This is a genomic window from Pseudomonas sp. FME51, assembly GCF_014897305.1.
In genome coordinates this window covers 148545-167964 of the sequence record NZ_JABUYN010000004.1, presented here as the reverse complement: position 1 = coordinate 167964, position 19420 = coordinate 148545, and the positions used below count along the sequence as shown (strand labels likewise).

Below are 19420 nucleotides of genomic sequence, written 5' to 3'. Positions count from 1 at the left end.
GTTGGTAAAAGCGGGGTATTCCTTACTCCGCTTTTATCTCCGCCAGCTCACGCATAGCCCTGGCCAGCTTGCGCTCGCGCTTCTCAATCTTTTCCTGGCTCTCCCGCCTTGCCTCGGCCAACTCCTCACGGCGCTCTGCCACCTCGGCTTCACGATCGGCAATATCGTCATAGCGTCCATACCTCAGGTCGTCTCTGCAATACCTGCGCACATTATCCAGCGCCCTGGTCAAACCAAGCACCTGCCCCCGATGGCCTCCAGCCTTGGCCCATTCCAGCTTACTGGCGATCCGTTGTTCCTTGATCGCGCACCCGCCGCCAAAGCCAGCCTGCGCGTAGCCCGCCACAGCCAAACTACCGACCAGAAAAAGCACTCGTTTCATTTGACACTCCATGGTTGAATACAGATATCGGAGCGGGACAGTTACTCAGTTGGCTGACCTGATCCAGGTTTCGCAAGGACAAATTTCTTGCCGGAAAGACGGATTGCCTGCTGCTCTCAGCTTGATACGAGGCAGGCACGAATGACGATAGGGGAATGTGGCAATACGGCTTTCATGGACGCAGAATAGCGGTCCGCATGGGGGCACAACAATACGACATTTCCCATTTATGGCCGGCTTCAGCCAGCTGCCTTGAGCAGGTCGTGACGATACTGAAGGTTGAGCGCGACGACGCTGAACCTCCTTCAGACAGGGCGCGCGATTACTCCGCTTGGGCTTCGTCCAGCTCTTTCAGGGCCTCGGCCAGCTTGCCCTCGCGCTTCTCGATCTTGTTTTTATCACCGTCGCGGATCGCTTCAGCCAGATCCTCCCGGCGCTCTTCCACCTCTGCCTCGCTCTCGGCGATACGCCGTTGCCGCTCGGCAGCCAGTCCTTCCTCGGTGCAGTGGTCGCGCACTTCCTGCAGCGCCTTGTTCAGGCCCCGCACCTGCCCCTGGTTCTTCGCGGCTTCAGCCCGCTGCAGCCGCTCCATGATGCGCTGCTCCTTGTCGGCACAGGTTTCCGGATCATTCGCCGGGGTATCTGCGTGAACCGGCGTAACGAGCAACAGGGCTATCAGCAAGACCTTCTTCATCAGCATTACTCCGTATATGTGACACTTGCCATCAGCATAGACAATCCAGCGCCAGCGCAAGCCGTGCAGGCAAGCGATCAGTTCCTGGCCGAGGGAACCCAGGTTTCGAAGCGGTAAGCAGGTGTGGTTTCCCCAGCGGCGTGGGCTTCACTCTCGATCAGTTGCCAACCAGTGAATTCCGGAAAGAAGGCATCCCCCGCCACCGCCAGGTCGATCCGGGTCAGGTAGATGCGTGCGGCCAATGGCAGCGCCTCGGCATAGAGCTGGCCGCCTCCGATCAGCATGATTTCATCTACGCCTTGCTCCCGCGCCCAGGCGTCGGCCCGGGCAATGGCGGTAGTCAGGTCGCTGAATACCTCTGCGCCATCGAGCTGCAGGTCGGCCTGGCGGCTGACCACCAGATTGAGCCGGCCCGGTAAGGGTCGCCCCAGGGAGTCCCAGGTCTTGCGCCCCATGATGATGGGTTTACCCAAGGTGGTCTGCTTGAAGTGCTTGAGATCCGCTGGCAGATGCCAGGGCATACGGTTGTCCAGCCCGATCACACGGTCATGTGCGCAGGCGGCGATCAGGGAAAGCGGAAGATGGTTTTTCATCGGCCCAGAATACCTTTCCGCACACCGGGCGGCAAATGTCAGCCGGCCGCTTCCAGATAGTCATGCAGGGCGACGAATTGCTGCGTCAGCTTGTGCCGGGGGTCCAGGTGCACCAGCGGCAAGCAGGCCTGGTGCGACTCGCGCATCTTCACCGAACTCGACAGGTATACCGGCAGAACCGGCAGACCTTCTTTCAGCAGCTCGGCGACCATCTGCTGCGGCAATGCCGCCCGCGGCTGGAACTGATTGACGATGATTCCTTCAACCTCCAGGCGTTCATTATGGTCGTCGCGGATATCGTCAATCTCCTCCAGCAGTGCGTACAGCGCCTGGCGGGAGAAACTGTCGCAGTCGAACGGGACCAGGCAACGGTCAGCCGCGATCAACGCCGAGATGGAATAGAAATTCAACGCCGGTGGGGTATCGATATAGAGACGCTCGTAATCACCGTCGAGCTTGTCCAGCAGTCGGTTGAGCTTGTTGATCTTGTGCTTGGCCTCCAGCCTGGGCTGCAGGTCCGCCAACTCGGGTGATGCGGTGATCAGGTGCAGATTGGGATAGGCGGTTTCCAGGATCTGCGGCCTGGCTTTTTTCGCGGCAATACCCGAGGTGAGGAGCAGATGGAAGAACTCGGCGATGCCGGTGGGAATATCAGCGCCGGTGAGCCCCGTCAGGTACTGGCTGGAATTGGCCTGGGCATCGAGATCGATGAGCAGGGTTCGATAGCCCTGGGCGGCGCTGATCGCCGCCAGATTACAGGCGATGCTGGATTTACCGACACCGCCCTTCTGGTTGAAGATGACCCTGCGCATTGCCGCACTCCGCTGCCATAGATAAGCCGATCAAGCATATGACGGAATTATTGCAGTACGATGACATGCGCCACCCACCCCAACATCACACCGCTACTGGCGCCTTTATATGTGGATGGGATTGATAGCCGTCCAGGATGAAGTCTTCGAAGCTGAAGGCAAACAGGTCCTTGATCTCGGGATTGAGCCGCATCGTCGGCAGCGGATAGGGCTCACGGCTCAATTGCAGATCAGTCTGCTCGATATGGTTGGCGTACAGGTGGCAATCGCCGCCGGTCCAGACAAACTCCCCAGGCTGCAGATCGCAGACCTGCGCCACCATCAGGGTCAGCAGGGCGTAGCTGGCGATATTGAACGGCACGCCGAGGAAGATATCCGCCGAGCGCTGGTACAGCTGGCAGCTCAGCTTGCCGTCAGCGACATAGAACTGGAACAGCGCGTGGCACGGCGGCAACGCCATTTCGTCCACCAGCGCCGGGTTCCATGCGGAGACGATCAGCCGGCGGGAATCGGGGTTGGTCTTGATCATCTGGATCAGCTTGCTGATCTGGTCGATCGACTCGCCATTGGGCGCCGGCCAGCTGCGCCACTGGTAGCCGTAGACCGGCCCCAGGTCGCCATTCTCATCGGCCCACTCGTCCCAGATGGAAACGCCGTTTTCCTTCAGATAACGGATGTTGGTATCGCCCTGCAGGAACCACAGCAGCTCATGCACGATGGATTTCAGGTGGCATTTCTTGGTCGTGACCATGGGAAAGCCATCAGCCAGATCAAAGCGCATCTGGTGGCCGAATACGCTCCAGGTACCGGTGCCGGTGCGATCGCTCTTGAAGGTGCCGGACTCGCGCACCCGGCGCATCAGCTCAAGATACTGTTTCATGCCTTGCATCCTCTTTGCGGTAGGCCCACCACATCAACGCGGCGCCTGCCAGAATCATGGGTATACACAGCAGCTGACCCATGGTCAGCCAGCCAAAGGCCAGATAGCCAAGATGGGCATCCGGCTCGCGGACGAACTCGACGATGAAGCGGAACAGCCCGTAACAGATGCCGAACAACCCGCTGACCGCCATGGTCGGGCGCGGTTTGCGCGAATAGATCCACAGGATGGCAAACAGCGCCACGCCCTCAAGGGCAAACTGGTACAGCTGGGACGGGTGCCGCGCCAGCTGCGCCGGGTCGGTGGGAAACACCATGGCCCAGGGCACATCGCTGGCCCTTCCCCAGAGTTCGGCATTGATGAAGTTGCCGATGCGCCCGGCACCGAGGCCGATCGGCACCAGCGGCGCGATGAAATCCATCAGCTGGAAGAAGCTCTTGCCATGACGCCGGGAGAACCACAACACCGCCAACAGCACGCCGACCAGCCCACCATGGAAAGACATACCGCCCTTCCATATCTGCAAGACCAATGACGGGTCGTTCAGGTAGGAGGCCAGATCATAGAAGAGTACATAACCCAGTCGCCCACCGGCGATCACCCCCAACGCCACCCAGAACACCAGATCGGATAGGGTTTCTGACGTCCAACTGGGGTCGAAGCGCTTCAATCGACGGCTGGCCAGCCACCAGGCACCGCCGATACCGATGAGATACATCAGGCCGTACCAGTGAATCTGCACCGGGCCAAGTGTGAGGGCAACAGGATCAATCTGCGGATAAGTCAGCATAGGTGCTCTCTAAAGTAGAAAATTGATGCCTACCGACACCAGCAACAGGGCAAAGAGCCGCTTGAGCAGGCGTTGGGACAGCCGATGAGCCAGCCGCGCGCCGTAGCCGGCAAAGAATACACTGGTTGCAGCAATGCCGATCACTGCCGGCAGATAGACATACCCGAGACTCCAATCAGGCAATGCCTCGGTCGACCAACCAGTCCACATGAAGCTGACCGCACCCGCCACGGCAATCGGCATACCACAGGCAGCCGAGGTCGCCACCGCCTGCTGCATCGGCAGACTGCGCCATACCAGAAAAGGCACGGTCAGCGAGCCACCGCCGATACCGAAGATGGTCGACGCCCAGCCGACAACGCCTCCGGCCACAACCAGACTGGGCTTGTCCGGCTCACTCAGAGCAGCCTTGGGTCGAAGTTCGAAGGCCATCTGGATAGCCACACAGATGGCAAACACCCCGATGATCTTCTGCAGCACGGGCCCGCTGAGTATCGATGCGGTAAGCGCGCCGAGGATGCTGCCAAAGACAATGCCCAAGGCCATCCAAAGAAACAACGACCAGCGCACCGCACCGACCTTGTTGTGCGCACGCACCGAGTTGATCGAGGTGAAGGCAATGGTGGCCAAGGACGTGCCTACTGCCATATGCGTCAGCACCTCGGGAGCAAAGCCCTGTAACGCAAAACTGTAAACCAGCACCGGAACGATGATCATGCCGCCGCCCACGCCGAACAGGCCAGCCATCACGCCGGCAAAGCCGCCCAGTACCAGATAGATGATGAATTCCATTACATTCCTCGCATTGCCTCGGTTGCGACTGGTTGCCGCGCCGCGAGCCAGCGCGCTAGTGTATCGAAAACTGACCGTCGCCGCTGCCCCCAGCCGAACCAGACGCCACGCTCTGGAAGTCGGTACACTAGGTCTGTTGACGTTTCATCCTTGCGCTTTGAAGAGGTTTCTCCATGTGTCTGATTGCTTTCGCCTGGCAAGTTACCGAGCGGCCGTTGGTATTACTTGGCAATCGGGACGAATTTCACCCCCGGCCGACACGGGCGGCAAACTTCTGGACCGATGAAGGTCATCCCGAGCTATTGGCCGGCAAGGACCTTCAAGCTGGCGGCACCTGGCTGGGGGTAACCCGCAATGGGCGTTTCGCTGCGCTGACCAACATACGCTCACCCGGCGCACGTCCCGGTCCGCGTTCGCGGGGCAAACTGGTGCTGGACTATCTGACCGGCGACCTGTCACCGGCGGATTACCTGCGCAGTCTGACAGACGATATCGACGGCTATGCGGGTTTCAATCTGCTGGTCGGAACGACAGACCAGCTCTGGCACCTGAACAGCGAAGAACGCCAGGCACATGCGCTACAGCCGGGCATCTATGGTCTGTCGAACGCCTCGCTGAACAGCCCCTGGCCCAAATTGCAAACGCTGTGTCAGCGCCTGGAAGCGAATCTCAGTGCCGACAGCGAGACATTCCTGGATCTGCTCAAAGACAGCAATGAATACCCCGACGCACAGCTGCCCGACAGCGGCGTCAGCCTGGAATGGGAGCGTCGCCTGTCAGCGACCTTCATTCTCGGTGAAGACTACGGCACACGCGCCAGCAGCCTGCTGATCATCGACGCCGACCAAAACATCAGCTTCCGGGAACAGAGCTTCGGGCCGCAGGGTACTGATCAGGGCGGCTCCAGCTGGCATGTCTGAACAGGGTGCTGTTCAGCGCACCGGCATGAGGACTTTGCCCAGTCCCATTCTGCGCAACGCCAGATGCAGGATACTCTGCACCAGATAGGCATTATCCAGGGTCAGCGCTTCGTTGAGCAACGCCTGAGCATCGCTGAGGCGGATCTGGCGCAGCAGCCATTTGACCCGCGGCAGGTTGGTCGCGTTCATGGACAGCACATCACAACCCATTGCCAGCAGCAGCACCGCCGCCGCCGGATCGCCGGCCATTTCGCCGCATACACTCATCGGTTTTCCGGCTTCCTTGCAGGCCCGGGCGATCAGCATCAAGGCCTGCAACACCGCCGGATGCAGCGAGTGGTACAAATCCGCTACCCGCGGGTTGTTGCGGTCCACTGCCAGTAAATACTGAGTCAAATCGTTGGTACCAACCGACAGAAAGTCGACGCGCTGCGCCAGATCCCGCGCCTGATAAACTGCAGCCGGTACCTCGATCATGACTCCCACCGGAGGCATAGGAACCGTAATGCCCTCGTCCAGCACCTCGCTGTGGGCGCGGTGAATCAGGTGCAATGCTTCCTCAACTTCGGTCACGCTGCTGATCATCGGCAGCATGATGCGCAGATTTTCCAGCCCTTCGCTGGCCTTGAGCATCGCGCGAATCTGCACTAGGAAGATTTCCGGGTGGTCCAGGGTGACACGAATCCCGCGCCAACCGAGGAAGGGGTTGTCTTCCTTGATCGGGAAGTAGCTGAGGGCCTTGTCACCGCCGACATCCAGAGTGCGCATGGTCACCGGCAACGGATGGAAGGCTTCCAGCTGGGCCCGATAGGTGGCCTGTTGCTCTTTCTCACTGGGGAAGCGGTCCAGAATCATGAACGGCACTTCGGTGCGGTACAGCCCTACCCCTTCCGCACCACGATCCAATGAGCGGGCAATATCGGCAAACAGACCGGTATTGACCCACAGCGGCACGCGGTGGCCATCAAGAGTGACACAGGGCTCAGCACGCAGTTTTTCCAGCCCGTGGGACAGCTCAATTTCTTCGCGGATCAGCTCGCGATAATGCCGGCGCAGTTCCTGGGATGGGTTGGAATAGACTTCGCCGGCATTGCCATCGACGATCAGTTCCAGCTTGTCCATGCGCAGGTAGGGCAAATCCACCGCGCCCATGACCGTGGGAATACCCATGGCCCGCGCCAGAATCGCCACATGCGAGCTGCCCGAGCCCAGTACCGAGACCAGGCCGACCAACCTGTCCTTGGGCACTTCGCCGAGCATCGCCGGCGTCAGCTCTTCGGCCACCAGAATGGTCTTTTTCGGGAACACCAGTCGCTGACGTCCGGCTTCCTGCAGGCAGGCCAGCAATCTGCGGCCCAGATCCTTGATATCCGCAGCGCGCTCCTGCAGATAGGGGTCATCCATCAGCTCAAAACGTGCCACATGGGCATTGATGACATCGCGCAAGGCGCCCTGAGCCCACTGCCCCTGACGGATACCCGCGATGATCTCATTACCCAGGGAGGAGTCGTCCAGCATCATCAGGTAGACGTCGAACAGGGCCAGCTCTTCAGGGCGCAGCTGGGCTGCGAGCTTGGCTGACAGGCGCTTGATATCGGCATGAACGGCCTCCACCGCCTTGCGGTACAAGGCGATCTCCGCATCGATGTCCTTCACTTCCTTGTCCGGCACCGCCTTCAGATCCGCCGGCGGCAGCATCACCACAGCACGCCCGATGGCCACCCCGGGGGCACCGGGGACCGCATCGAAGCGAGTATCCTGAATCACTTCACCAGCCCAGCCCAGGCCACGCATCGCCCCGGTAGCCTCGGCATGGGCGATGACCCCGGCCAGCTGCGCGCTCATGGTGACGAGGAAGGATTCCTCCACTTCATCGAACTGACGCCGCTCCTTCTCCTGAACGACCAGCACACCCATGACCTGTCGGTGATGAATGATGGGCACACCGAGAAAGGACGCATAGCGCTCTTCGCCGGTTTCGGCAAAATAACGGAAACGTGGATGGGCGGCGGCGTCTTCGAGGTTGACTGGCTCTTCGCGAATACCTACATAGCCCACCAGGCCTTCATTGCTGCCCAGGCTGACGACACCAACCGCATCCTTGTTCAGGCCCTCGGTGGCCATCAGTTCATAGCGATCGGTATCCGGATTCAGCAGGTAGACGGAACACACATGGGTCTCCATCGCTTCCCGCACGCGGTATACGATGATGTTCAGCGCCGAGGCGAGGTCCTTGGCCGCATTGACCTCCTGGACAATACGCCGGAGCGTATTCAGCATGTTCAGCATTCGCTCAGCTCACTCAGCGGCAGACGCGGCGCCAGCTCCTTCATTGCCCGGCGATAGACATCCCGCTTGAACGCCACCACCTGGCCCAGTGGATACCAATAGCTGACCCAGCGCCAGCCATCAAACTCGGGCTTGGCGGTGCGGGTCATGCATACGCGTTCATCAGCGCAGGTCAGGCGCAGCAGGAACCACTTCTGTTTCTGGCCAACACATACAGGCTGGGAATGGCTGCGGATGAGGCGCTGCGGCAAACGATAGCGCAGCCAGCCGCGGGTGCAGGCCAGAATTTCAACGTCTTCGGGGAACAGGCCGACCTCTTCATGCAATTCACGGTACAGCGCCTGCTCGGGGCTTTCATGATGATGGATTCCGCCCTGTGGAAACTGCCAGGCCTCCTGACCGATGCGCCTGGCCCATAGCACCTGACCCAACCCGTTGGTCAGGATAATGCCTACATTGGGACGAAAGCCGTCGGAGTCGATCACTGCCAGTATCCTTATTTGTTGTCCACTGCATTGTTCCACAAAGACGCGCGTGCCAGCAATTGCATAAACACCCCCTTCCCCAAGCATTTATTCCGCGCCTGAATTATCCTTGCTGCTTCGCTACACCGATAACAGGAGCATTCCGTGGCACTGGCCATTTTCGACCTCGACAATACGCTACTGGGCACCGACAGTGACAATGCCTGGGGAGAGTTTGCCGTTGCGCACAACATCGTCGATGCGCAGACCTACGGCAAACTCAACACCCAGTTCTTCAATGACTACTTGGATGGCAAGCTGAACGTCAGCGATTATCTGGACTTCTGCCTGGAGCCGCTGGGGCGGCATAGCCGAGAGCAGCTGAATGAGTGGCATGCCCAGTTCATGCAGGAAAAGATCGAGCCCTTCATTCTGCCCAAGGCGCTGGAGCTGATTGCCCGTCACGAGCAGGCTGGCGATACCACCATGATCATCACCGCCACCAACCGCTTTGTTGCCGGCCCCATTGGCAAGCGTTATGGCATCGATATCATGCTGGCTTCCGAGTGTGAAGAGATCGACGGACGTTACACTGGCCGCTCCTGCGATATCCCCTGCTTCCGCGAAGGCAAGATCACCCGGCTGGAGCGCTGGCTGGAGGAGACGGGGCATAATCTCGACGACGCCTGGTTCTATAGCGACTCACGCAACGACCTGCCATTGCTATCAATAGTCGACAAGCCCGTCGCCGTCGACCCGGATGATGTGTTGCGCGCCCATGCCCAGCAACATGGCTGGCCCGTCATCAGTTTGCGTGACTGATCCTGCTCTCGACAAACCGAAAAGGCCCCGGCAGTTTTCTCCTGCCGGGGCCTTTTCATAAGGGTTTCAGTTCAACGGGACGCGTTGCCTCCCGTCAGACCGGCAGCACCCGGCAGAAATAGCTCTTGATGTAACCGGTTTCCGGAATGGCCGGATGCAGCGGGTGATCGGCACCCTGAAAACCCCGTTCGGCGATGACCAGATGCCGATCCAGGTGCCGACTGCCGGCCAACAGGATATCGCGCAGGCTGTTTTCCGCCAGATGCATGGAGCAGGAGGCTGACACCAGAATGCCGTCCTTGTTGAGCAGACGCATGGCCTGTTCGTTCAGGCGACGATAGGCATTTTCGCCATTGCGAACATCCTTGCGCTTCTTGATGAAGGCTGGCGGATCGGCAATCACCACATCGAATTTTTCACCGGCGCCCTTCAGTTCGCGCAGGGCGTCCATAACGTCGCCTTCGACCACGGACATTTTTTCCGCCACGCCATTCAGTGAAGCGTTATGTTCAACCAGATCCAGCGCCGGAGCAGAGCTGTCCACGCACATGACCTCACTGGCACCGAATACCGCTGCCTGTACGCCCCAACCGCCAATGTAGCTGTACAGATCCAGCACCCGCTTGCCCTTGACGTAGGGAGCCAGCCGCGCGCGGTTCATGCGATGGTCGTAGAACCAGCCGGTTTTCTGACCGGTATGTACCGGCGCTTCGAAAGCCACGCCATTCTCTTCCAGCGCCACTCGCTCCGGCACCTCACCGAAAGCCACTTCGATGTAGGAGTCGAGTTTCTCCGCCTTGCGTGCCGCACCGTCGTTCTTGAACAGCACGCCCGCAGGGGCCAGAACCTGAACCAGTGCCTCGATGACCTCACCACGTACCCGCTCCATCCCGGGGGTAGTAACCTGCACTACCAGGTAGTCACCGAAACGGTCCACCACCAGGCCAGGTAACAGGTCAGACTCACCATAAACCAGACGGTAGAACGGCTTGTCGAAGAGTTTTTCCCGCAGGCTCAGAGCAATCTTGATGCGGTGCACCAGCAGCGACTTGTCCAGCGAATGCGCAGCATCGCGGCTGTGCAGGCGCGCACAGATCAGGTTGTCCGGGCTGACGGTAGCCAGACCCAGCACCTTGCCGGAGGTAGTCTCGAGCTGGACTTCCTGTCCCGCTTCCAAGGCGGTAAGTGGGGTCTGGGCGATATCGACTTCGTTGCTGAAGACCCACAGGTGGCCACCCTTGATTCGACGATCACTGTTGGTCTTGAGGCGCAGGCTGGGCAGACTCATCACGAACTCCTGAATATTGCTGGCTGGAACATTCCGCCGGTGCGGCAGTATACAGACGCCGCAGCACTCAGTCTCCGACTACACTGAGCAATCCGGCCCCGATCATCTGACAATAACAAACCTGGAGCGTGCCCATGACCATCCCGCTGATTCTCACCGTAATTTCCGCTGACAAGCCCGGCCTCGTGGAGAGCCTGGCACAGGTCATCACTCGGCATGGGGGCAACTGGTTGGATAGCCGCATGGCACGGATGGCCGGGCAGTTCGCCGGAATCCTGCGGGTTGACGTGCCCGCCGCCCAGGTCGAGGCACTGCGCACCGAGCTGGAAAACATGAGTAGCGGAGGAATGAATATCCAGTTGGCGGTCAGCAGCCAGGCCGATGATCAGCCGATGGCGACGCTGATGCTCAGCCTGGTGGGCAATGATCGTCCGGGAATCGTACATGAAGTGTCCGCCGTGCTGGCGCGTCACGGGGTGAATGTCGAACAACTGGACACCAGTTGCGAACCCGCTCCGATGAGCGCCGACCTGTTGTTTCGCGCCAACGCCCGATTGGGTCTGCTACCTCAGACCGACGCCGACGCGTTGCGCGCCGACCTGGAAAATCTGGCCGATGACCTGATGGTGGAACTGAACGATGTACCCTGACCGGCTACAGCAGAAATATCGTAGCCAGACCGAGGAAGGAGGAGAACCCCACCACATCGGTGACTGCCATCAACACCATGCTGCCGGCCAGCGCCGGGTCGATGCCAAAACGGCGTAAAATCAGCGGGATCAGCAGCCCGGCCAGGACCGCGCAGACCAGATTGATCAGAATCGCCAGACCAATCACCCAGCCGATCCCCAGACTGCCGAACCAGAGTATAGCCACAGCAGCAACCAGTACCGCCCATAACACGCCATTGAGCGTGCCGATGCCCAGTTCCTTGACCAGCAATACCTTGAGGTTACCGGTGTCCACCTGGCCCAGCGCCAGCCCTCGGATCACCAGAGTCAGGGTCTGACTGCCGGCAATTCCGCCCATACTGGCGACGACCGGCATCAGCACCGCGAGGGCGACTATCTGTTCCAACGCCCCCTGGAACTGGCCGATCACCGAGGCGGCCAGAAAGGCGGTGATCAGATTGCACCCCAGCCAGACGGAACGGCGGCGGGTACTGGTCAACACAGGTGCGAACATGTCAGCCTCGTCATCCAGACCGGCCATACCCATGATCGCCCGCTCGGAATCATCACGAATGCTGTCCATCACGTCATCCACTGTGATGCGCCCAAGCAGGACACCATCCGGGCTGGTGACCGCCGCCGACAGCATGTCCAGATCTTCGAACTGGCGCTGTACGTCCTGACTGCTCATCAGCACATCCAGCGCTTTGAAGTCGCCATCCATCACATCACTGACCAGGCCATCAGCCGGGCTGGTGACCAACCGACTCAGCCGCAGCACGCCCAGATAGCGATTATCACGATCAACCACCATCAGCTTGTCGGTGTGATCGGGCAGATCTTCCAGCAGGCGCAGGTAGCGCAGCACCGAGCTGACCCGAACATCAGCGCGCACGGAGATATGGTCGATGTTCATCAGACCACCGGCGGACTCTTCCGGATAGGACAGCATGTCCGCCAACTGCTGACGTGTTTTGACATCCATGGACAGCAACAGCTGCCGACCCGGGCCAAACGGCAGCGCCTGAATAAGATCCACCAAGTCATCAAGATCGAGCTGATGGGCCGCGTCCAGCAGCTCGGCGTCGGACATTTCCATTGCCAAGCCGGCGCGCACTTCCTCGCGCAGGTGGACCAGAATCTGCCCTGCCCTGGCGCTGTCCAACCGCGACCAGATACTGCTGCGCTCGGCCGGCGGCAGTGCTTCCAGCAGACCGGCTGCCTGCGACGGATGCAGCTTGCCGAGAATCTTCAACGCCCGCTTGAATCGACCCGCATCCAGCGCCTCGCGCACCTGGGCGATCGGGCTGATATCTTCCTCGTCTTCCGCTTCCGGCTCCAGGCTATCCGGATGGTCATCGCTGTTGGTCAGCAGACGCTCTGCCAGTGCTGGGTCCAACACCGCCAGAATGCCCGGCTCCTCTTCATCCCCAATCTGGTTCCACACCAGCTGTTGCTGCTCGGGATCCAGATGATTCAGCAGTTCGACAACCTCCGCCGCGGTCAGCTCGCGCAGAATGCGCCGCACACGCTTGAACTTGCCCCTGGCCAGCGCATCGACAACGGATTCCTGGGTTTCGGCAGCGGACAGGGCTTCTTCACTCATGGCATATTTCCATCAGGCGGTGATTCGGTTGACGCACGGCAAGCCGTATAGGTTACACGGAAGTGATGGTGGGATACTGAAATACCGCAGCGGTCGGACCCGCCCATGATAGCCGGGTCGACCCTCGTCTCTGCCAGCGCGGTCAGCTTTGATCTTCGGCCCAGTCTTCCAGTGGCGGGCAGGCACAGAACAGGTTGCGATCACCGTAGACGTTGTCGATGCGGTTCACTGCGGGCCAGAACTTGTTGGCTGCCACCCAATCCAGCGGAAATACCGCCTGCTCCCGGGAATAACCGCGCTGCCAATCCCCCATGATGTCAGCCAGAGTATGCGGCGCATGGTACAGCGGGTTGTCTTCGGCACCCCACTGGCCCTTCTCCACCTGGGCGATCTCACTGCGGATGGTCAGCATGGCATCGACGAAGCGGTCCAGTTCCGCCTTGGACTCGCTTTCAGTAGGCTCGATCATCAAGGTACCCGGCACCGGGAACGACATGGTCGGCGCGTGAAAGCCGAAGTCCATCAAGCGCTTGGCAATATCTTCTTCGGAAACGCCCGACGCCGCCTTGAGTGGCCGTATGTCGATGATGCATTCATGGGCGACCCGGCCGTTCCGCCCACTATAAAGCACCGGGTAGGCCTCGCCGAGCCGCTGGGCGATATAGTTGGCATTCAGGATCGCTACCTCGGTGGCCTGACGCAGACCGCTGGCGCCCATCAGCGCAATATAGGTCCAGCTGATCGGCAGAATGCTGGCGCTGCCCCAGGGTGCAGCGCTGACCGCGTCGTTCTCCGGGTTCGGCCCATCCAGCGGCACCACCATGTGATTGGCGACATAGGGCGAAAGGTGGGCTTTCACGCCAATCGGCCCCATACCCGGGCCACCACCGCCGTGGGGTATGCAGAAGGTCTTGTGCAGATTCATGTGCGAGACATCCGCGCCGAAATCCGCCGGCCGCGCCAGTCCGACCAAGGCATTGAGGTTGGCACCATCCATGTACACCTGCCCGCCGTGCTGGTGCACGATATCGCAGATCTCCCGCACGCCCTCTTCATAAACACCATGGGTCGAGGGGTAGGTGATCATCAGACAGGACAGGTCATCGGCGTGGGCGGCCGCCTTGCTGCGCAGGTCATCGACATTGACGTTACCCTGTTCATCACAGGCAATCAGCACCACCCGCATGCCGGCCATCATCGCCGAGGCCGGGTTGGTGCCGTGAGCAGAGGTCGGGATCAGGCAGACATTACGATGCTGATTACCGGCCTCCTCATGGTATTTGCGAATCGCCAGCAACCCCGCGTACTCGCCCTGGGCACCGGAGTTGGGTTGCATGCTGATGGCATCGAAACCGGTAATGGCTCGCAACATGGTTTCCAGTTCGTCGATCATTACCCGATAACCTTCAGCCTGAGCCAATGGCGCGAACGGATGCATACGTGCAAACCCCGGCCAGGTAATCGGGATCATCTCGCTGGTGGCATTCAGTTTCATGGTGCAGGAGCCCAGTGGAATCATGGCGTGGTTCAACGCCAGATCCTTGTTTTCCAGCGATTTTATATAGCGCAGCAAGGCGGTTTCCGAATGATGCCGGTTAAATACCGGATGGACCAGAAACGCCGACTGGCGCTGCAGCTGCGCCGGGATACCGCTATCGTCATCACGCACAGCCTGGTCCAACGCTGCCATATCCTGACCGTGCGCCTGCCCAGTGAAGCAGCTCAGCAAGGTTTCCAGGATCGCCGCTGTGGTGGTTTCATCCAGGCTGACGCCCAGATGATCGGCATCAATCAGTCGTAGATTGATATCGTGGCTACGCGCGCGGCCGACGATGGTGCCAGCCTGGCCCGGGACATTCAGCGTCAGGGTATCGAAGAAGTGCTGATTGCTGCGCTTGATCCCGCAACGCTCCAGTCCTGCCGCCAGTATGCCGGTCAGCCGATGAACCCGCTGCGCAATGGTCTTCAGCCCTGCGGGGCCATGATAGACCGCGTAAAAGCTGGCGATATTGGCCAGCAATACCTGCGCGGTGCAGATATTGGAGTTGGCCTTTTCCCGACGGATATGTTGTTCGCGGGTCTGCAGTGCCATGCGCAGGGCGCGGTTGCCGTGGGTATCCACCGACACGCCGATGATACGTCCGGGCATGGCCCGCTTGTAGGCATCTCGCGTAGCAAAGAAGGCCGCATGCGGACCGCCGTATCCCATGGGGACGCCGAAGCGCTGGGAAGAACCGAATACCACATCAGCGCCCAGTTCACCCGGCGGAGTAAGCAGTACCAGACTCAGCGGATCCACCGCCACACAGGCCAGACCTTGCTGCGCCTGCACCTGCTGGATCAGTGGCTGCAGGTCACGTATCTCGCCCCAGGTGGTGGTGTACTGAAACACCGCCCCGAATACCTCGTGCTGCTCCAGCACATCGACGGAATCCACCAGCAACTCGAAACCGAAGGCCTCGGCGCGGGTGCGCACCACCGAAATGGTCTGCGGATGGCAGTCCTCGTCAATGAAGAAGACATTGCTCTTGCTTTTCGCTACTCGCCGCGCCAGCGTCATAGCCTCCGCCGCCGCGGTGGCCTCATCCAGCAACGAGGCGTTGGCCAGCTCCATGCCGGTCAGATCCAGAGTCATCTGCTGAAAATTCAGCAGCGCCTCCAGGCGGCCCTGGGAAATCTCCGGCTGATAGGGCGTATAAGCCGTATACCAGCCGGGGTTTTCCAGCACGTTCCGCAAAATCACCGTTGGTGTAAGGGTGTCGTAATAGCCCATACCGATGCAGGATGTGAAGACACGGTTGCGACTGGCAACCGACTTCAGATAATCCAGCACCTGCGCCTCGCTGCGTGGCTCGCTCAATGCCAGTGAGCAGGGAAGACGAATGCTCTGCGGCACAGTCTGCCCGATCAGCTCTTCCAGCGAGGTTACCCCCAGCACATCCAGCATGCTCTGCTGCTCGGCAGCGTCCGGACCGATATGCCGCCTGACGAAGGCATCATGCTGCTCCAGCTCGCTGAGACTTGGGGTATGGCTCATACGTTTCACCTTCTTCTGCGTGGAAACCTCTGAAGACGACTGCACTGGGCCAGGCTGCGCCTTTCAGGCTCTACGGATTCGGTTTATCAGCGTATCAAAGACTTGCCTGGTAACCCTCGGCATCCAGCAATTGGTCCAGCTCACTGGCATCGGCAGGCTGGATCTTGAACAGCCAGGCGGCACCGTAGGGATCACTGTTGAGTAGCTCAGGTGCATCGACCAGCGCCTCATTGTTCGCCAGCACCTCACCGCTCACCGGCGCGTAGATGTCGGAGGCTGCCTTGACCGATTCAACCACTGCACACTCCTCGCCGGCCTGAACCTGGCGGCCGACTTCCGGCAGCTCGACAAAGACCACGTCACCGAGTGCGTCCTGGGCGTGGTTGGTGATGCCCACGGTGACCGTGCCATCAGCTTCCTGACGGGTCCATTCATGGCTGCTGGCGTAACGCAATTCGCTGGGGGTATCGCTCATTTCAATTTCCTCAGTGGGGGGAAGCATTCCATTGAACACCACTGCACGCTGACGCGGACGGGGCGTTCAGGCTCATCAAATCATTCGAATATTTTCTTGCCGTTACGCACGAAGCCGGGGCGAATTACCTGCACCTCCAGCAACTTGCCGCGAATCTCGACACTGGCGGTCGCACCGGTGGCCGCCGGCACCCGAGCCAGCGCTATGGAGCAGCCGAGCGTGGGAGAAAAGCTGCCGCTGGTGATTTCACCTTCACCAACACCATCCACAATCACTTTCTGGTGACCCCGCAACACCGCCCGCGCATTCAGCACCAGGCCCACCTGCTTGGGTTGGTCGCCAGCCTGACGCTGTGCTTCCAATGCCTGGCGACCAATGAAGTCACGATCCTGCGGCTCCCAGGCAATGGTCCAGCCCATGTTGCCGGCCAGCGGCGAGGTCCGCTCATCAATGTCGGAACCGTATAGATTCAATCCCGCCTCCAGCCGCAAGGTATCCCGGGCACCCAGACCACATGGTTTACAACCAGCCTCGTTCAGTGCTTGCCAGAAAGCCATCGCTTCCTCGGCTGGCAGCATGACTTCCAAACCGTCCTCGCCGGTGTAACCGGTACGGGCGATGAACCAGGTGCCTTCCGGCAGTCCCTCGAAGGACTTGAGAATGGAGATCAGCGCTGCACGACTCTCGCTGACAATGCTGGCGCACAGCTCTCGGGCGCGCGGGCCCTGGACGGCAATCATGGCCAGCTCATCGCGCTCGGTGATGGTAACGGAGAAATTGTCGGCCTGCTGCTGCATCCAGGCCAGATCCTTGCTGCGGGTGCCGGCATTGAGCACCAGCCGGTAACCGTCTTCGGTGCGGTAGACAATCAGATCGTCGAGAATGCCGCCCTCGGTGTTGAGCATGGCCGTGTACAGCGCCTTGCCGGGCGCGTTCAGTCGCGCCACATCGTTGGCCAGCAGATATTGCAACCAGGCTGTGGCGTCGGCGCCAGTCACATCCACCACCGCCATATGTGACACGTCGAACATGCCCGCATCCCGGCGCACCTGATGGTGCTCCTCGATCTGGGAGCCGTAGTGCAGCGGCATGTCCCAGCCCCCGAAATCGACCACCTTGGCGCCGGCGGCCAGGTGACTGTCATAGAGCGGCGTGCGCGAAGCCATGGGCACTCCTTGTTGTGATCAGGTCAGTGCCTGATTGTAGTCACAAAGCCGGGGCTTTTGCAGTCTTTGCCGATATCACCGACCCGGGCTGCTCAACGACGCCCGGAACGCCTGATCAATACGATCACCGGCAACAGACCCACCAGCACCAGTGTCAGCGCAGGGAGTGATGCCCGGGTCCAATCACCCTCGCTGGTCAACGCATGAATGCGCACCGCCAGGGTGTCCCAGCCAAATGGCCGCATCAGCAGCGTAGCGGGCATCTCCTTGAGCACATCAACGAACACCAGCAGTGCAGCGCTGAAGATGCCCGGCAGCAACAGCGGTACATAGATGCGCCAGAACACGACCCAGCCCGGCTGCCCCAGACTCTGCGCCGCTTCCGGCAATGACGGCCGAATCCGCGCCAGCGACGTATCCAGCGGCCCATAGGCCACCGCCATGAAACGGATCAGATAGGCCAGCAACAGGGCAAACAGGCTGCCAAGCAGAATGGGCGCCGGGTTGGTCATGCCGAGCCAGCTCTGCAGCGGTACCACCATGTGGTTATCCAGGTAGCTGAAGAAGAACATGATGCCCACGGCGAGCACCGAGCCGGGCAAGGCATACCCGAGGTTGGCCAGGGCGACGGCACTGCGCACCCGGCGGATCGGCTGCAGCCGCCGAGCCAACACCAGCAGAATGGCTACGCTGACCGTCAGCCCGGCGGCGATGCCGCCGAGAATCAGGGTGTTGCGGATCAATGACCAGTAGCGACTGTCCAGATCGGCAATGCCGCTGCTCAGCAGCCAGTACAGCAATTGGCCCACCGGGATGATGAAGGCGATCGACAGTATCAGCAGGCAGTAGCCGCTGGCCAACCAGCCCAGGGGCCCTTGCAGGCGATAGAGTGCACCTTTGCGCGGCTTGTCGTTGGCTGGAAAACGCTTGCTGCGCCCCTGCGCGTGGCGCTCGGCAAACAGTGCCAGAAACACGAACAGCAGCAGCAGACTGGCCAGTTGGGTAGCGCTTTGCAAACTGAAAAAGCCGTACCAGGTCTTGTAGATGGCCGTGGTGAAGGTGTCGTAGTTGAATACCGATACCGCACCGAAATCGGCCAGGGTCTCCATGATCGCCAGGGCCGTGCCGGCACTGATCGCCGGGCGCGCCATGGGGATGGCCACCCGCCAGAAACCCTGCCAGGGCGTCTGACCGAGAATCCGTGACGCCTCCATCAAGCCGCGCCCCTGGGCCAGAAAGGCGCTGCGCGCGAGCATGTAGACGTAAGGGTAGAACACCAGTACCAGCGTCAGGATCACCCCGCCGGTGGAGCGGATCGGTGGTAAGCGGACGTCCTGACCGAACCAGTCTCGCAGCAGTGATTGCAGCGGCCCGGAGAAGTCCAGCAGACCGACCATGACAAAGGCCAGTACATAGGCGGGCACGGCGAAGGGTAGCATCAATGCCCAATCCAGCCAGCGCCGACCGGGGAATTCGCACAGGCTGGTAAGCCAGGCCAGGCTTACCCCGAGCAGAATCACGCCTGCCCCCACACCGAAAATCAATATCAGTGTGTTACCGAGCAGCTGTCCCAGCTGCGTCTGCAGCAGGTGACTCCAGATCTGATGGTCGATATTCTGCCAACTGAACAGCAGAACCAGCAGCGGCATGAGCACCAGACCGGCGGCGACATAGGCAACCAACTGCCAGCGCACTTTGTGGGCGATGGATTGAAGGGGCACTGACAACGTCCTGTAGTT

Annotated in this window: 18 protein-coding genes; 3 read left to right on the top strand and 15 right to left on the bottom strand. The window is 60.3% G+C overall.

What is annotated here, in order from left to right; translation table 11 throughout:
* Positions 1 to 22: 22 nt before the first annotated feature.
* The 7 genes from INT39_RS09065 to INT39_RS09035 all read right to left on the bottom strand — a co-directional run bounded on the left by INT39_RS09065 (position 23) and on the right by INT39_RS09035 (position 4943).
* Positions 23 to 382 (bottom strand): DUF1090 domain-containing protein, encoded by a 360-nt coding sequence (locus tag INT39_RS09065; RefSeq protein ID WP_193073582.1) that lies wholly within the window; start codon positions 380 to 382, stop codon positions 23 to 25.
* Between the two features lie 322 nt (positions 383 to 704).
* Positions 705 to 1076, bottom strand: a complete 372-nt coding sequence (locus INT39_RS09060) for a DUF1090 domain-containing protein (protein WP_193073581.1) — start codon at positions 1074 to 1076, stop codon at positions 705 to 707.
* A 77-nt stretch (positions 1077 to 1153) separates the two neighbouring features.
* Positions 1154 to 1669 (bottom strand): dihydrofolate reductase, encoded by a 516-nt coding sequence (locus INT39_RS09055; protein ID WP_193073580.1) that lies wholly within the window; start codon positions 1667 to 1669, stop codon positions 1154 to 1156.
* 38 nt (positions 1670 to 1707) lie between these two features.
* Complete coding sequence (locus INT39_RS09050) at positions 1708 to 2481, bottom strand: ParA family protein (protein WP_193073579.1); 774 nt, start codon at positions 2479 to 2481, stop codon at positions 1708 to 1710.
* 85 nt (positions 2482 to 2566) lie between these two features.
* Complete coding sequence (locus INT39_RS09045; RefSeq protein WP_193073578.1) at positions 2567 to 3361, bottom strand: thymidylate synthase; 795 nt, start codon at positions 3359 to 3361, stop codon at positions 2567 to 2569.
* On the bottom strand, positions 3345 to 4151 hold the full coding sequence (gene lgt, locus INT39_RS09040) for a prolipoprotein diacylglyceryl transferase (RefSeq protein WP_193073577.1): 807 nt from the start codon (positions 4149 to 4151) through the stop codon (positions 3345 to 3347). Before lgt ends, INT39_RS09045 begins: the two co-directional genes overlap by 17 nt.
* Before the next feature lie 9 nt (positions 4152 to 4160).
* Positions 4161 to 4943 carry a sulfite exporter TauE/SafE family protein gene (locus INT39_RS09035; RefSeq protein ID WP_193073576.1) on the bottom strand — a complete coding sequence of 261 codons (783 nt, stop codon included), beginning with the start codon at positions 4941 to 4943 and terminating at the stop codon, positions 4161 to 4163.
* A 173-nt stretch (positions 4944 to 5116) separates the two neighbouring features.
* Between INT39_RS09035 and INT39_RS09030 the strand changes: the two genes are divergently transcribed.
* Entirely contained in the window at positions 5117 to 5863 is a 747-nt protein-coding gene (locus tag INT39_RS09030; RefSeq protein WP_193073575.1) for an NRDE family protein, read from the top strand.
* A 12-nt stretch (positions 5864 to 5875) separates the two neighbouring features.
* Here the strand turns inward: INT39_RS09030 and ptsP are convergent, their stop codons facing one another.
* Together ptsP and rppH are read right to left on the bottom strand one after the other, a co-directional pair.
* Positions 5876 to 8143, bottom strand: a complete 2268-nt coding sequence (gene ptsP / locus INT39_RS09025; RefSeq protein ID WP_193073574.1) for a phosphoenolpyruvate--protein phosphotransferase — start codon at positions 8141 to 8143, stop codon at positions 5876 to 5878.
* A 2-nt stretch (positions 8144 to 8145) separates the two neighbouring features.
* A complete protein-coding gene (rppH, locus tag INT39_RS09020) occupies positions 8146 to 8637 on the bottom strand; it encodes an RNA pyrophosphohydrolase (RefSeq protein WP_193073573.1) in 492 nt (163 codons plus the stop codon).
* Positions 8638 to 8781: 144 nt separating this feature from the next.
* Here rppH and INT39_RS09015 point away from each other — a divergent pair, with 144 nt between their 5' ends.
* Positions 8782 to 9438: an HAD family hydrolase gene (locus INT39_RS09015; RefSeq protein ID WP_193073572.1), complete on the top strand. Its 657-nt coding sequence runs from the start codon at positions 8782 to 8784 to the stop codon at positions 9436 to 9438.
* Positions 9439 to 9532: 94 nt separating this feature from the next.
* Here INT39_RS09015 and INT39_RS09010 read toward each other — a convergent pair whose 3' ends face one another.
* The gene (locus INT39_RS09010) at positions 9533 to 10726 is read right to left on the bottom strand and encodes a class I SAM-dependent rRNA methyltransferase (protein ID WP_193073571.1); all 1194 of its coding nucleotides are present in this window, start codon (positions 10724 to 10726) and stop codon (positions 9533 to 9535) included.
* A 134-nt stretch (positions 10727 to 10860) separates the two neighbouring features.
* Between INT39_RS09010 and INT39_RS09005 the strand changes: the two genes are divergently transcribed.
* On the top strand, positions 10861 to 11376 hold the full coding sequence (locus INT39_RS09005) for a glycine cleavage system protein R (protein WP_193073570.1): 516 nt from the start codon (positions 10861 to 10863) through the stop codon (positions 11374 to 11376).
* A 4-nt stretch (positions 11377 to 11380) separates the two neighbouring features.
* On the opposite strand, the gene mgtE is transcribed toward INT39_RS09005, so the two are convergent.
* From mgtE to INT39_RS08980, 5 genes are all read right to left on the bottom strand, one after another.
* Entirely contained in the window at positions 11381 to 13003 is a 1623-nt protein-coding gene (mgtE, locus tag INT39_RS09000; RefSeq protein ID WP_193073569.1) for a magnesium transporter, read from the bottom strand.
* Between the two features lie 142 nt (positions 13004 to 13145).
* The gene (gene gcvP, locus INT39_RS08995; protein ID WP_193073568.1) at positions 13146 to 16040 is read right to left on the bottom strand and encodes an aminomethyl-transferring glycine dehydrogenase; all 2895 of its coding nucleotides are present in this window, start codon (positions 16038 to 16040) and stop codon (positions 13146 to 13148) included.
* 94 nt (positions 16041 to 16134) lie between these two features.
* Positions 16135 to 16515, bottom strand: coding sequence for a glycine cleavage system protein GcvH (gene gcvH / locus INT39_RS08990; protein ID WP_193073567.1), 381 nt, complete (start codon positions 16513 to 16515; stop codon positions 16135 to 16137).
* 80 nt (positions 16516 to 16595) lie between these two features.
* Complete coding sequence (gene gcvT / locus INT39_RS08985; RefSeq protein WP_193073566.1) at positions 16596 to 17681, bottom strand: glycine cleavage system aminomethyltransferase GcvT; 1086 nt, start codon at positions 17679 to 17681, stop codon at positions 16596 to 16598.
* 92 nt (positions 17682 to 17773) lie between these two features.
* Positions 17774 to 19387 carry an ABC transporter permease gene (locus INT39_RS08980; protein WP_413468914.1) on the bottom strand — a complete coding sequence of 538 codons (1614 nt, stop codon included), beginning with the start codon at positions 19385 to 19387 and terminating at the stop codon, positions 17774 to 17776.
* Positions 19388 to 19420: the final 33 nt, after the last annotated feature.